The 14,056-nt window shown below is 56.3% G+C and carries 11 protein-coding genes; 7 read left to right on the forward strand and 4 right to left on the reverse strand.

Translation table 11 applies throughout. The features are described 5' to 3' along the window. The first annotated feature begins 11 nt into the window (after positions 1-11). Positions 12-1,133 carry an alginate O-acetyltransferase AlgX-related protein gene (locus F5984_RS17685; RefSeq protein ID WP_152125560.1) on the forward strand — a complete coding sequence of 374 codons (1,122 nt, stop codon included), beginning with the start codon at positions 12-14 and terminating at the stop codon, positions 1,131-1,133. On the opposite strand, the gene F5984_RS17690 is transcribed toward F5984_RS17685, so the two are convergent. Further along, positions 1,091-2,749: a GMC family oxidoreductase gene (locus F5984_RS17690; RefSeq protein ID WP_152125561.1), complete on the reverse strand. Its 1,659-nt coding sequence runs from the start codon at positions 2,747-2,749 to the stop codon at positions 1,091-1,093. The two genes, F5984_RS17685 and F5984_RS17690, sit on opposite strands and share 43 nt — an antisense overlap. Before the next feature lie 171 nt (positions 2,750-2,920). On the opposite strand from F5984_RS17690, the gene F5984_RS17695 reads away from it, so the two are divergent. Continuing rightward, positions 2,921-3,532 carry a trimeric intracellular cation channel family protein gene (locus F5984_RS17695; protein ID WP_019989781.1) on the forward strand — a complete coding sequence of 204 codons (612 nt, stop codon included), beginning with the start codon at positions 2,921-2,923 and terminating at the stop codon, positions 3,530-3,532. Between the two features lie 8 nt (positions 3,533-3,540). Here the strand turns inward: F5984_RS17695 and F5984_RS17700 are convergent, their stop codons facing one another. Continuing rightward, entirely contained in the window at positions 3,541-4,005 is a 465-nt protein-coding gene (locus tag F5984_RS17700) for an Lrp/AsnC family transcriptional regulator (RefSeq protein WP_152125562.1), read from the reverse strand. Between the two features lie 211 nt (positions 4,006-4,216). Here F5984_RS17700 and F5984_RS17705 point away from each other — a divergent pair, with 211 nt between their 5' ends. Next, the gene (locus F5984_RS17705; RefSeq protein WP_152125563.1) at positions 4,217-5,179 is read left to right on the forward strand and encodes an NAD-dependent epimerase/dehydratase family protein; all 963 of its coding nucleotides are present in this window, start codon (positions 4,217-4,219) and stop codon (positions 5,177-5,179) included. Positions 5,180-5,184: 5 nt separating this feature from the next. Beyond that, on the forward strand, positions 5,185-6,393 hold the full coding sequence (gene kbl, locus F5984_RS17710; RefSeq protein ID WP_152125564.1) for a glycine C-acetyltransferase: 1,209 nt from the start codon (positions 5,185-5,187) through the stop codon (positions 6,391-6,393). An 82-nt stretch (positions 6,394-6,475) separates the two neighbouring features. On the opposite strand, the gene F5984_RS17715 is transcribed toward kbl, so the two are convergent. Together F5984_RS17715 and F5984_RS17720 are read right to left on the reverse strand one after the other, a co-directional pair. Next, the gene (locus F5984_RS17715) at positions 6,476-6,868 is read right to left on the reverse strand and encodes a DoxX family protein (protein WP_152125565.1); all 393 of its coding nucleotides are present in this window, start codon (positions 6,866-6,868) and stop codon (positions 6,476-6,478) included. 111 nt (positions 6,869-6,979) lie between these two features. Continuing rightward, the gene (locus tag F5984_RS17720) at positions 6,980-7,996 is read right to left on the reverse strand and encodes a LacI family DNA-binding transcriptional regulator (RefSeq protein WP_185155550.1); all 1,017 of its coding nucleotides are present in this window, start codon (positions 7,994-7,996) and stop codon (positions 6,980-6,982) included. Positions 7,997-8,240: 244 nt separating this feature from the next. Between F5984_RS17720 and F5984_RS17725 the strand changes: the two genes are divergently transcribed. Genes F5984_RS17725 through F5984_RS17735 form a run of 3 tightly spaced genes read left to right on the forward strand, consistent with a single transcriptional unit; the run spans position 8,241 to position 14,055 of the window. Continuing rightward, positions 8,241-9,611 (forward strand): Gfo/Idh/MocA family protein, encoded by a 1,371-nt coding sequence (locus F5984_RS17725; RefSeq protein WP_152125566.1) that lies wholly within the window; start codon positions 8,241-8,243, stop codon positions 9,609-9,611. A gap of 43 nt (positions 9,612-9,654) precedes the next feature. Next, the gene (locus F5984_RS17730; RefSeq protein ID WP_152125567.1) at positions 9,655-12,591 is read left to right on the forward strand and encodes a SusC/RagA family TonB-linked outer membrane protein; all 2,937 of its coding nucleotides are present in this window, start codon (positions 9,655-9,657) and stop codon (positions 12,589-12,591) included. A 12-nt stretch (positions 12,592-12,603) separates the two neighbouring features. Beyond that, positions 12,604-14,055 (forward strand): RagB/SusD family nutrient uptake outer membrane protein, encoded by a 1,452-nt coding sequence (locus F5984_RS17735; RefSeq protein ID WP_152125568.1) that lies wholly within the window; start codon positions 12,604-12,606, stop codon positions 14,053-14,055. The last annotated feature ends 1 nt before the right edge of the window (position 14,056 follow it).

Consider the following 14,056-nt stretch of genomic DNA (forward strand, 5'->3'; position numbering starts at 1 on the left):
GGCTTTACGCTATGAACAACCCCCGATTCCGCATACTCGCTTTTGGCTTTGGACTGCTGTTGCTGCTGCCTACGCTCGATCAGCTGCTGGGCTTGTCGGCCCGGTTCGAGAGTACCGAAAACCGCCGGGCTGGTGGGATGCCGGCTTTCCATTTTCCGCACATCAACAGCTTTGTGCGGCAGTTCGATCAGTATTACAAAGAGAATTTCGGGTGGCGCAACGCCTTGTTTTATGCCTACAGCCGCTGGCAGTATTGGGGCTTGGGCGGGTCGCCCCTGCCCGAAAAAGTAGTGGTGGGCAAAGAGGGCTGGTTTTTTCTGGGCGATGGCTACAACAATGTGGTGAAGCAACACCGGGGTCTTATGCCGCTCTCGGCCGATTCGGCCCGGCTTATCAGTACGCATCTGCTCCGGCGACAGGCCGAACTGGCCGCGCAGGGTATCCGGCTGTACGTACTCATTGCACCCGATTCGCACAGTATCTATCCCGAATTTCTGCCCGACCGCGTTGCGTACAAGGCACCCTCGCGGCTCGATGTACTCCGCCAAACTATTGAGAAACAGGGACAGGTGCCGTTTATTGATTTGCGCGACACCCTGCTGGCGGCCAAAAAGCGGGATGTGGTGTATTACCAGACCGATACCCATTGGAACGATTACGGCACGCTGGTGGGCTCGGCCCGGTTGCTGAACCGGATTGCGCCTGATTTTCCAGCGATGTTGCCCGTGCGTCCGGCCGATTACCAAATCACCCGAATGCGCGGGGGCAGCGGAGATTTGGTTCGGATGATGGCCCTGCAGGACGACATCCGCGATCCGGTGTTTTACGAGATCAAAACAGCCCCGGCCATTACGGCCCGCCAAACGGCCGAGGTGCCTAATACCGAAACTGGCCCCCGCGCTACGGGGTTTCCGAGCACCCGCTTTGTGGGCCCGAATCCCCGTGCGCCGAAGCTCCTGTTTATTGGTGACTCGTTCAGTCACAGCATGATGCCCCTGCTGGCGGGGTACTTCCGGGAGTCGTATTTTGCCCGTAGCAGTTACCTCAGCCCGGCCGTGGTGCAGCAGGAAAAACCCGACGTAGTGGTGTTTCAGATTGTGGAGCGCAATTTGGGCTGGCTGGCCGAAATCTGAGCCGTTTGCCCCAGCACCAGGTCGGCCCCTTTTTCGCCAATCATGATGGCGGCCGCATTGGTATTGCCCGACACCACCTGAGGCATCACCGACGCATCAATCACGCGTAAGCCTTCTACGCCCTGCACCCGCAGTTGAGGGTCGACCACGGCCATGTCGTCAATGCCCATTTTGCAAGTGCCGACCGGGTGATACACGGTTTCGAGCTGGTTCAGAATATGATGCCAAAGCCCCTCGTCGGAGCGGTTGGGGGGCGTCTGAATCCGCTGGCGGAACGGCCCGAACGCATCAGCCTCCATAATTTCCAACGACCGCCGGATACCGCCCATCAGAAGAGCCCGGTCGTTTTCGGCGGTCAGAAAATTAGGCTGAATCACGGGAGCGTCGGCTATGTTGGCCGAGCGCAGACCCACGTACCCACGGCTTTCGGGGCGGAGCAGCGTGGGCAGAATCGTGTAGCCATCGGTATGCGGGAACGTGTTCTGGTCGTACAAATCCACGTTGTATTGGTCGCCGAGGTGAATGGGGGCAAAGTGCAGTTGCAGGTCCACCCGGCCCGTGGGGTCGAGCTGGTTGGTAAAGGCGTAGGCTTCGAGCGGACTGGTGCTCAACGGTCCTTTACGGCCCATAAAATACCGCGTGAGGGCAAGCACCTGCCGCATAGGAGCCAAGTGAAAATTGCTCGTGCTACCGCGTTGCGACGAGAGCGCACTGACGGCCGTGAACAAGTGGTCCTGGAGGTTCTGACCCACGCCCGGCAGCTCGTGTTTGGGGTCGATACCGTGCCGTTTTAGCTCATCTTTAGGCCCAATCCCCGATAGCATGAGTAGTTGGGGTGATTGAAACGCCCCTGCCGACAGAATCACCTCGCGCCGGGCGGTGGCCGTCTGCGTGGTGCTTTTGCCGGTGATAAACTCGACCCCCGTGGCCCGGCCCTGTTGCAGAATAACCCGCTGAGTGAGGGCGTGGGTAATGACCTTCAGATTGGGTCGGTTCAGTACCGGTTTCAGAAACGCACTCGCGGTGCTGTGCCGCTTGCCGTCTTTGATGGTAAACTGAAAGAAGCCAGCCCCGGCCTGATTGGCTCCGTTGTAATCGGGGTTGGGCGCAATGCCTGCCTGTTCGCAGGCCTGTACAAACGCGGGGGCTACCGGCGTCCGAAAGGTCTGGGCAAACGTAACGTTCAGCGGGCCACCGGTGCCGTGATAGCCCGCGTCGAGCTGCCCGGCCTGTTCGTTGTGCTCCGACCGTATAAAGTAGGGGAGCACCTCGTCGAAACTCCAGCCAGTATTGCCCAGCCGGGCCCAGTCGTTGTAATCTTCGCGGTTGCCCCGTACGTAGGCCATAGCGTTGGTACTGCTGCTCCCGCCCAGGGTTTTACCCCGTGGGAGGTAAATTCGTCGTCCGTCGAGGGCTTGCTGCGGTTCGGTCCAGAACCCCCAATCGACTGCCGAACGGTGGAGTTTGCCGTAAGCGGCCGGAATCTGAATTTCGAATTTTGAGTCGGGACCGCCTGCTTCGAGCAGCAGCACCGAAACGGACGGGTCGGCCGAAAGTCGGTTGGCCAACACACAGCCCGCCGAACCGGCACCCACAATGATGAAATCGTAGTTCATGACTCGTTGAAAAGACGATAGGAATGTTGAAGGTACAATTATTTCATGGTATCGGACTATGAAAGCCGGGTGTGACTCTTTTTTCTGGAATAGGGATTGCGTAACCCATCACCGCAACCGCCGAAAATATGCCGTACTTTCGCGGCTGGTTTACCAACCTACCCCCAATTCATGACTATTTGGTACCTGACCGACCTGATTGGTACAAGCGTATTCGCGATTTCCGGCGCTTTATCGGCCCTGCAAAAGAAAATGTACCACGACCTGTTCAGTATATTTTTTGTCGGTTTCGTGACGGCCATCGGGGGTGGTACCCTCCGCGACATCATCATGGGCGCCCACCCGATTGCCTGGATTCGCGACCCGAACTACCTGGTTGTCATTATTGCCAGCGTGCTTATTGCCGTTTTGTGCCGTACCTGGTGGCTGGGGATGCTCCGGCGGCCTTTGCTGATTTTTGACACCCTCGGCATCGGTATCTACACGATTCTGGGCATGCAGAAAGCCCTGGCCCACGGGGTAAACGAGTGGGCGGCTATTTTGCTCGGTCTCATTTCGGCCCTGTTTGGCGGAGTGATCCGCGACACCCTTGTCAACGACTTGCCCCTTATTTTCGACCGGCAACTGTACGCAACGCCCTGTCTGGCGGGGGCTATTCTGTATTTGGCTGGCCTCGCGCTCGGCCTCGACACCAACCTGAACTTCGTTCTCTCGGCGGGTACTATCACCTTGTTTCGGTTAGTGGCTATCCGGAAGGGCTGGTCTTTGCCCCGCGTTGAGTAGCTCTTCCGCTACGGAATATGATACCCTAAGTTGTGCTTGATTTCTTTAAGCACAAACGTGCTGTTGAGTACGCCGATGTTCTCGATCTGGGAGAGCTTGTACTTCACAAAATCGTGGTACTCGGCCAGGCTGGCTACGTGAATCTTGAGCATAAAATCCACCTGCCCGGCCATGTGGTAGCATTCCTGCACTTCTTCCAGTTTCTGGACCTCTTCCTCAAACTTGTCGATAAACGCTTTGTCGTGGTAGCGCATAGATACCTGACAGAACGTGGTGATGGGCTGACCGAGCAGACTTTTGTCGAGCACGGCAATGTACTGCTTGATGTAGCCGAGGGTTTCGAGCCGTTTGATGCGCTCATAAACCGGCGACAGTGTGAGGCCCAGATGCGACGCCAGCTCCTTGGTGGTGAGCTTGGCGTCCTGCTGCAACAGGCGCAGGAGTTTCTTGTCGGTATCGTCTAAGGTTTCCATGCCGAAAAATTTTCTATAGGTGGCTTAAAAACAGAGTGGGTTGTCGAAAGGCTTACGGCTTAAAACTGATATGGCCATAAAATTCACGGATTTATTCAGAAACGCACTACTTATTCCCTGTAAAAATAACTTTGCTCCGTAAATAGACGCTGTTGTCGAATTGCGTTTTCATCAACGAAACTTACTTCATCACACCCTTACTTAACGTCTTATGCAGCGCGAAACCGTATTAGTTATCGGAGCCAACGGGCAAATCGGAACGGCCCTGCTCCCGCAGTTGCAGGCTCAGTTTGGTGTTGGCCACGTGGTGGCTACCGACCTGCGCCCCCCGGTGGTGGAATCGGGCCCGTTTGAGGTGCTGGATGCCACAAAACCCGATGCCCTTACCGACATAGTACGCCGGTATCGGGTCACGCAGATTTACCATTTGGCGGCTGTGTTGTCGGCCAAAGGCGAGGGTGATCCCCTCTGGGCCTGGAACCTCAACATGCAGACCCTGCTCAACGTGCTCGAAGTGTCGCGGCAGTATCAGGTTCGGAAGGTATTTGTACCCAGCTCCATTGCGGCCTTTGGCGAGCACGCGCCCAAAGACGAGACGCCCCAAAGCAGCCCGCTCGACCCCGCTACGGTGTACGGAATCAGCAAGGTAGCCGCTGAGAACTGGTCGCTTTACTACCACAAGCGTTATGGGCTCGATGTGCGCTCGCTGCGGTATCCGGGCGTCATTAGCTACCAGTCGATGCCGGGTGGCGGCACTACGGATTATGCCGTGTCGATTTTCCACGCGGCTGTGCAGGGGCTGCCGTTTGAATGCTTTCTGGCCGAAGACACCCGCCTGCCCATGATTTACATGGACGATGCCCTGCGGGCTACTCTCGAACTGATGGAGGCCCCCGCCGACCGCATCAGCGTGCGTACGTCGTACAATCTGGCGGGTATGAGTTTCACACCCGCCGAGCTGACTGCCGCCATTCAGGCGTATTTCCCGGAGTTTTCGACCGTGTACAAGCCCGATTTTCGGCAGGCCATTGCCGAGTCGTGGCCCCGGAGCATCGACGATTCGGTGGCCCGGCAGGACTGGGGCTGGAAACCCGCGTTTGACTTGCCCCGGATGACGCACGAAATGATTACCAACCTGACCCCGGCTTACCAGCCGCTGGTCGCAACCGTTTAAACACCATGTACGGAAGCATCAAAGAACAACTTCAGCAAGAACTCGATAGTATCAAAGAAGCCGGTCTGTTCAAGTCGGAGCGGATTATTGTATCGCCCCAGTCGTCGGTTATTGCCGTGCACGATGGCCGCGAGGTGCTCAATTTCTGCGCCAACAATTACCTCGGCCTGTCGTCGCACCCTGAGGTGGTCGAAGCAGCCCATAAAACCCTCGACAGCCACGGTTTCGGTATGTCGTCGGTGCGGTTTATCTGCGGCACGCAGGACATTCACAAGGAACTCGAACGCCGGACGGCCGAGTTTGTCGGAGCCGAAGACTGTATTCTGTACGCGGCTGCTTTTGATGCCAACGGCGGTGTGTTTGAGCCCCTGCTCAACGAAGAAGACGCTATTATCTCCGACGAACTGAACCACGCATCGATCATCGACGGGATTCGGTTGTGCAAGGCCAAGCGGTTCCGGTACAAACACAACGATATGGCTGACCTCGAAGCGCAGTTGCAGGCGGCTTCGTCGGCTCGCCGGACGCTGATTGTGACCGACGGTGTGTTTTCGATGGACGGTACTATTGCTCAGCTCGACAAAATCTGTGACCTCGCCGACCAGTACGGGGCTATGGTGATGGTAGATGAGTGCCACGCCAGCGGCTTTATCGGTAAAACGGGCCGGGGTACGCCGGAGTATCGCAACGTGCTGGGACGCATCGACATTATCACGGGCACCTACGGCAAGGCTCTCGGTGGCGCGTCGGGAGGTTTTACGGCCGCCCGCAAAGAGATTGTGGAGTTGCTGCGTCAGCGGTCACGGCCGTATCTGTTTTCCAACACCCTGGCACCAACCATTGTAGGGGCATCGCTCAAAGTGCTCGATATGCTCGAAGGTTCAACCGCTCTGCGCGATAAGCTCGAAGCCAATACCCGGTATTTCCGCGAGGCTATGACGGCGGCCGGTTTCGATATTCTGCCCGGCGAGCACCCCATTGTTCCCATTATGCTTTACGACGCTCCGCTGGCGCAGGAATTTGCCGCCCGGTTGTTGCAGGAAGGTATTTACGTGATTGGGTTCTTCTACCCCGTGGTACCGAAGGGCAAAGCCCGGATCCGGGTGCAGATTTCGGCCGGTCATGAGCCAGAGCACCTGCAAAAAGCCGTGGCTGCCTTTACCAAAGTAGGGCAGGAGCTGGGCGTTATCCAGCCTGCCGAAACGGTCGCCTAACGAAGATGCCGCCCCGGCGGAAGGTCTCCTGTGGATCAGCTTGTTTGTGAAAAAACAGGCTGACGCACAGGAGACGCTTTTTTTACAGGTTCCGGGTGCTTTTGAGCGCCCAGTACATTAGCACAGGCTGGAAAAATAACCGGGCGAATCGTTTCCGGTCGGTGTCGAGGCCGAAGGCGCTGCGCCCGTTCACGTACTGCGAGATATTGCCCGGAAACACAGCCGCGAAGAAGCCTGCGGCCACTTTACCCACCGTTTGTTCGTACGTTGGGTTGGCCAGCACGAGTGCGCTACCCAGGGCTATTTCGGCAAGGCCCGAGTACACCACTGTATCGTCGACATCGAGCGGTACCCAATCGGGAACCTGCGCCCGAAACTCTTGCCGGGCCACGGTCAGGTGGCTTATGCCGGCCCAAATGAGTGAGCCACCCAACGCCAGCCGGGCCGCTACTTTTGCCTTTTTCGTCAAATTCATACCGTTGCTATTAGTTGACTGACCACCCTGCTCCTGATGGGAGCCGGGTGTCTGATGGAAGTACTAACCGGTACTTACTTTGAGGTGTTTAATAATCAGACGGATTGGGCATCACTCAACCCGCACAACCAACTCCGGCTCGAGCATAACGCGCTGGAAAGCGGGGGCCGACTCGTCGGGGCCGGATTCGGTGACCGACAGCAGAATCTCGACGGCGGTGCGGCCAATCTGATAGGGGTGCTGCTCTACCGATGCCAGGGGCGAGTGATCCATGTAGGCCGTGAGGGGAAGGTTTGCAAAACTCACAAACGAGATGTCGGCATTGATCTGAAGACCCTGTTTGCGGCAAACCTGCATGGCATCCAGGGCTACGTAATCGTTGAACGCCAGCACGGCATCGGGCCGGTGCGGGGTGCTGAGCAACTGCGCCATTTGCCGGGCCGTATCGTCGGGCGTCAGGTCGACGCGCTTGATTAGTGCGTTTTCCACCGGCAGGTTTTCTTCCAGCAACGCCCGTACGTAGCCCCGGTACCGGTCTTCGCTCGCCACCAGAGGGTGCGGTCCGTTGAGCAGGGCAATCCGCCGAAACCCCCGGCTTGCCAGCCATTTGGTGGCTTCGTAAGCCCCTTTTTCCATATCGCAACCTACCTGATGCGTTTCAATTCGGGGCGGAATCCGGTCGAAGAGCACCACCGGAATCCGGCGGTCGAGCAGGTTCTGAATATGATCGAACTGCTGCGACTCCTTGGCCACCGACAGCATCACGCCATCGACCTGATTGGCCGCCAGAACCGACAAAATCTGCCGTTCGCGCTCGAAAAGGTCGTGCGATTGGTACAGGGCTACGGTGTACTGATGCCCAAAGGCCAGTTCTTCGACGCCATTGACCACTTCCGAAAAGAAATTCTCCCGGATTTCGGGGAGCACCATGGCGAACACCCCGGTTTTGCCCCGGCGCAGGTTGCGGGCCGTGGTGCTCGGAAAATACTTGAGCTGACCCGCCATTTGATGCACGGCCTCGCGGGTGGCTGGGCTGATCCGGGGGTTGTTCTGCAACGCCCGTGAAACCGTCGAGGGAGAGATGTGTAACCGACGGGCAATCTCCTTAATTGTGATGGTTTCTTTCATCGAACGGCTGGTCCACGTACACAAAATACGTTTTGGGCGCCCAAACGCAAAAAAATCTCCTGTTTTGAGCAAACGATTGCACACGGCAGAGCAAACGTTTGCACAAGGAGTACGGGTCAAATTAAACAGTTTTGGGCCGAATGTGACCTTTCAGGAGCCAATTGAGGGGAGTAATTTTCAAAAAGTTTTAGCCGCCCCACGACCCAAACAGGGCGTGCGGTTTTCCCTTCAATCATCACCAGACATGACAACCTCCCGGCGTTCTTTTTTGCGTACGGCCGCCCTCAGTACGGCCGCTGTACCGTTTTTGCCCGCCCTGACCGGGGCGGCCTCAGCCCAGGCTCAACCCGCGGCCCTGTCGAAAGTACGACTCGGCTTTATTGGGGTGGGTTTGCGTGGGCGTAGCCATTTGCAACAGGCTCTTTACCGGCCCGATGTGGAGATTACGGCCCTCTGCGACATCTCGGCCGACGCCATTGCCCGCTCTAACGCCATGATTGAAAAGGCTGGCCGGAAGGCTCCCGTGGCTTATACCAAAGGAGCTGAAGCATACCTCGATATGCTCAAGCGCGACGATATCGACGGTGTGGTGATTTCTACGCCCTGGGAATGGCATACGCCGATGGCCGTGGCTACCATGAAAGCGGGCAAATATGCCGGGCTGGAGGTATCGGCCACGGTGACGCTCAAAGAATCGTGGGATCTGGTGAATACCTACGAAAAAACGGGCTCGCACTGCATGTTGCTCGAAAATGTCTGCTACCGGCGCGATGTGATGGCCATTCTGAATATGGTGCGGCAGGGTATGTTTGGCGAAATGACGTATACCCACTGTGGTTATGAGCATGATCTGCGCAACATCAAGTTCAACGACGGAAAAGGGCATGGCGTAGGGGCTGAGTTTGGCAAAAACGCTTACTCGGAAGCGAGCTGGCGTACCCAGCACTCCGTCGACCGCAACGGCGACCTGTACCCGACTCATGGCCTTGGGCCGGTGGCGCATTGGCTCAATATTAACCGGGGTAACCAGTTTGTGCGGCTTACCTCTATGGCGACCAAAAGCCGGGGGCTGCACCAATATGTGGTTGATAAGGGCGGCCCGAACCACCCAAACGCCAAGGTCAATTTCAAACTGGGCGACGTGGTGACGACGATGGTGGAGTGTGCCAACGGCGAAAACATCGTGATTATTCATGACACCAACTCGCCCCGGCCGTACTCGCTTGGGTTCCGGGCGCAGGGTACCAAAGGAATCTGGATGGACGATGGCGACACTATTTATCTGGAAGGCATAAGCCCCAAGCCCCACCAATGGGAGCCGTTTGCGCCGTATGGAGAAAAATACGACCACCCGCTCTGGAAACAGCACGCCCAAACGGCCCAGAATGCGGGTCACGGCGGTATCGACTTCTTTGTGCTGCGCGGATTTATCGAGGCTATCAAAAATCAGGTAGCGCCCCCCATTGATGTGTACGACGCGGCTGCCTGGAGTGCCATCAGCCCGCTCTCGGAGGAGAGTATTGCCAAGGGCAGTAAGCCGGTCGAGATTCCTGATTTTACGCGGGGCAAATGGAAAACCAACAAGCCCATTTTCGGCCTCAACGAAGTGTATTGATGTGCGCGCTTTTCGCTTCTGTCCACGTTTCAACCTATCCAATATGAAAAAGATGTATGCTTACCTGCTCGTACTGTCGTTGGTCGTAATGACCCTGACAGCTTACGGGCAATCGCTCAGTCTGAGCGGAACTGTGCGCGACGATGCCGGTCAGCCACTGCCGGGGGCAACCGTTGTGGTACGCGGCACTACCACCGGCACTACTACCAACGCCGAAGGGGCGTTTTCGATCCGGGTTCAGCCTACTGATGTGCTCGAAATCAGTTCGATTGGGTTTCAGGGTACGACAGTCGCTGTTGATGGGCGCACCACCGTCGAAATCTCGCTAAACCGCTCGACGGCCACGCTCGACGAAGTGGTCGTGTTAGGATACACCTCAACGACCCAGAAAAACCTGACCGGGGCGGCTCAGTCGGTTACGGCCAAAGACTTGAAAGACGTAACGGCCAACAACGTGGGGCAACTGCTTCAGGGTAAAGCGGCCGGGGTGTTTATCGGTAACAGTTCGGGCGACCCGCGCACCCCTCCCAAAGTGCTGGTGCGTGGTATTGGTACACTCACGGCGAGTTCAAATCCGCTGTATGTGGTAGATGGGGTTATTGGGGGGATTCCGAACCCGAGTGATATCGAAACCATTACGGTACTGAAAGATGCCGCATCGACGGCCTTGTACGGGGCGCGGGCTTCGAATGGGGTCATTGTGGTAACTACCCGCCGGGGCGCGGCTGGTAAAACCCGACTGTCGGCCCGGCTCAACAAGGGAATGGGCTACCTGAGCCTGGGAAATTTTGGCCTGCTCAATGGTACAGACCTGTACGCCCTGCAAAAAGGGGTGTTTCAGCGCGACCGCCCGACCGCCAATGTCAACGATTATCTGCCTACGCCCGAAACCAACGCCAACACCAACTGGTTTGATCTGGCGTTTCGGCCCGCCACCAACACCCTGGCTGAGTTGAGCGCGTCGGGTGGGAACGAAAAGACCCGCTTTTTCATGAGCGGCAACTACTATCAGGAGCAGGGGATTTTGAAAGGTACCGGCCTCGACCGGTTTGGCGGTCGGCTCAATTTTAGCCATAACGTAAGCGATAAATTCCGGGTGAGCATCAACACCTCGGGCCTGTACACGCGTGGCTACGACGATAGCAACGGGGCATTGTACGGAGCCTATACCTACCTGCCTTACGATAGCCCATACCTCAACGAAAAGCCGTATAACCCTGTAACCGGTGCAAAACGGTGGTACGGACGCGACAACGCTAACTTTATCTATAACCAGCAGTTCAACACGTTTCGGGAGAACACCTTTGCGGGCGATGTACTGTTCAAGGGTGAATATGACCTGCTACCGTGGCTGTCTTTTTCGACCACCAACCGGGCGCAGACCAGCTACTACGGTAGCGAGAGTAGCCAGGATTTGCGCGGTAATGCAGCCGCCGATGTACTCGGCCGACTTTCGGATTACAGCAGCCGCGATTACAATCTGCTTAGCTCCAACCTGTTCAAGTTCAAGCAGAGTTTTGCCGGAGGACACAGTATCGACGGGCTGGCGGGTTACGAATTTCAGCGGTACTACTTCGAGTCGCTGGGGGCTACCGGGAAGGGTATTTTCTCCGGCCTGAATATTCTGGACGCCACCTCGCAACCCGAAAGTATCAACGGCACCAAGACCGAAAATGCGTTCACATCGTACCTGTTGCAGGCCAACTACGGCTATAATGAGAAGTACCTGGTGACTACCTCGTTCCGGCGCGATGGATCGTCGAAGTTCGGGCGTAACCGGCGCTTCGGTAACTTTTACGCCGTGGGTCTTACCTGGATTGCCTCGAACGAAGCCTTCCTGAGTAGCAATGCCACGCTCAACAACCTCAAATTCCGGCTTAGCTACGGAACTACAGGTAATGCCGATGGAATCAATGACTACGCAGCACAGGGTCTGTATAACCTGACAGGGCAGTACGCGGGTGTGCCCTCGGCCTTCCCTACCCGGATCGAGAATCCAAACCTATCATGGGAGGTGTCGAACAACGCCAATTTTGGGGTTGATGCCACGCTCTGGAATCGGATTTCGGTAACGGTTGACTTGTATAACCGACTCACCAACAATCTGTTGTTTAACCGACCTTTGCAGGGTACCAGTGGATACGCCTTCATAACGGAGAACATTGGGGCGGTGCGTAATCAGGGTCTCGAAGTGGTGTTGTCGGCGGATATTCTTCAGAAAACAGCCCTCAAATGGCGCACCGAACTCAACGCGGGCCTCAACCAGAACCGGCTCATTAAGCTTTATGGCGACCGCACATTGGTAGCCAACGGGCAGCGTCCGTTTGCGCTCGACAAACCCCTCAATAGCTGGTACATGCGTCGGTGGGCGGGCGTTGATGCCCCCACAGGCGACCCCCTCTGGCAGAAAGTCAACGCTGACGGATCAGTGGCGACCACTAACAATTACAACGAGGCCACGCTTCAGTTTATCGGCTCCAACGCTAACCCAAAATTGTTTGGCGGGGTACGGCAGGTGCTGAGCTGGAACAACTTTGAACTGAACGCTTTCTTCACCTATGCCGCCGGGGTAACGATCTACAACGGCGACCGTAACCTGTTCGATAACGATGGGGCTTATGACCGCTACAGCCTGATGGCCTTACAGCCAGGCTGGAGCCGGTGGGAAAAGCCGGGCGACGTGGCCACGCACCCCAAATACGTGATCGGTGGTAATAAAAACTCACAGCGCCCTTCGTCGCGGTTCCTCGAAAGCGGCAATTACCTCCGCTTGCGGAACATCAGCCTCAACTACGATGTGCCCAAAACATGGCTGCGTAGAGCCCGGCTCGAAGGGGTACGCCTGACGGCCTCGGCCGACAACCTGTTTACGGTTACTAAATTTTCGGGGATCGACCCTGACGTGACCGAGACGGGTGAAGTCGGAACGAAATATCCCTTCAGCAAGAAGTTTGTTTTTGGTGTTCAACTCAACTTTTAACCACTATCCCGTATGAACGCTTTATTTTCCCGGTTGGCAGGGCTAGGACTGGTCGTGATGATGAGTGCCTGTAGCATCGACAAAAAACCCTACAATGGCTTGCCCGAAGATGCTGTTCTGCAAAATGCGCAGGGCCTACGGGCGGCTACCGACGGTAACTACATGTTTATCAAGGATTCGGATTATACCCGAAACCTGTACATTATGAATGAGTACCCCGGTGATAACGTCACACTGAGCGGTACTACTACTGACCCCCTGTTTCTGACGTACACTTACCGCCGAACCTCCGATCAAGGCAATGCGCTCCAGATTTACCGCAAAGGGTATCAGGCTATTGTAGGTTGTAACAAAGTGATTGGATCCATAAAAGAAGGTAGCTCGAAAGAACTGGATCAGATTCTGGGCGAGAACCTGTTTCTGCGGGCTATGGTGCATTTTGATCTCGTACGCCTATTTGGGCGGCCGTATGCCCAAAGCCCCGAAACAAACCTTGGTATCATTATCAAAACCGATACCAAGGCCGATGACAACGCCAGCCGGGCTACTGTGAAAGAGGTGTACACGTTTGTGGTAAGCGAATTGCAGAAAGCCGCCCGGCTGATGACGGTGAACCGGACCAACAGCTACGCGAGTCCGGCTGCTGCCAACGCGCTGCTGTCGCGGGTGTATCTGTACATGAATGATAACACCAACGCCATCAAATACGCCGATGGGGTAATTACCGAGGGCCGTTTTGCTCTGGCTACCCCGACACAGGTCCCCGACTTTTATGCCGTGGAGAACGAGCAGAACAAAGAGATCATTTTCGCTATCAAGCACACGCTTAAAGACGACCGTACCTGGAGCTCGATTGGTTCTATGTACTACACCTCTCCCGGCGGAGTGGGCTGGGGCGAGGTGTACGCGTCGCAGGCCTTTCAGGATCTTGTCAACAAGTATCCTAACGATCAGCGCCGGTCGTATCTGGTTCGGAAGCTGACGGCGCAGGGCGTGCAGGAGAAACGTAACGGTATTGATAAGGTGTATGTTACGAAATTCTCCAATCAGGCAGGCCTCCCTACACTCAGCTCACCGGTTGTATTGCGTCTGGCCGAACTATACCTGAATCGGGCCGAGGCTTACGCCAAACTGGGCGAAACGGCCAAGGCGATTGACGACGTAAACCTGATTCGCCGTCGGGCGGGCCTGAGTGGTGCCGATCTCTACACACCCACCGACCTGAAGGGCTTACCCTCCGTACTCGATGTTGTGTTGCAGGAGCGCCGGGTCGAGCTGGCCTTTGAAGGGCACCGTCCGTACGACCTGTTCCGCAATAACCGGAGTTTGGTTCGCAACTATCCCGGTTACCACAACACGGCTACCGGCCAGCAAACGGTGCCCCCCGACGATAAGCAGGTGGTACATCTGGTACCTGAGTCGGAATTGGTGCTGAACAAAAACTTGAAGCAAAATCCCCTGTAAC

It is taken from the genome of Rudanella paleaurantiibacter, assembly GCF_009184635.1.
GTDB lineage: Bacteria > Bacteroidota > Bacteroidia > Cytophagales > Spirosomataceae > Rudanella > Rudanella paleaurantiibacter.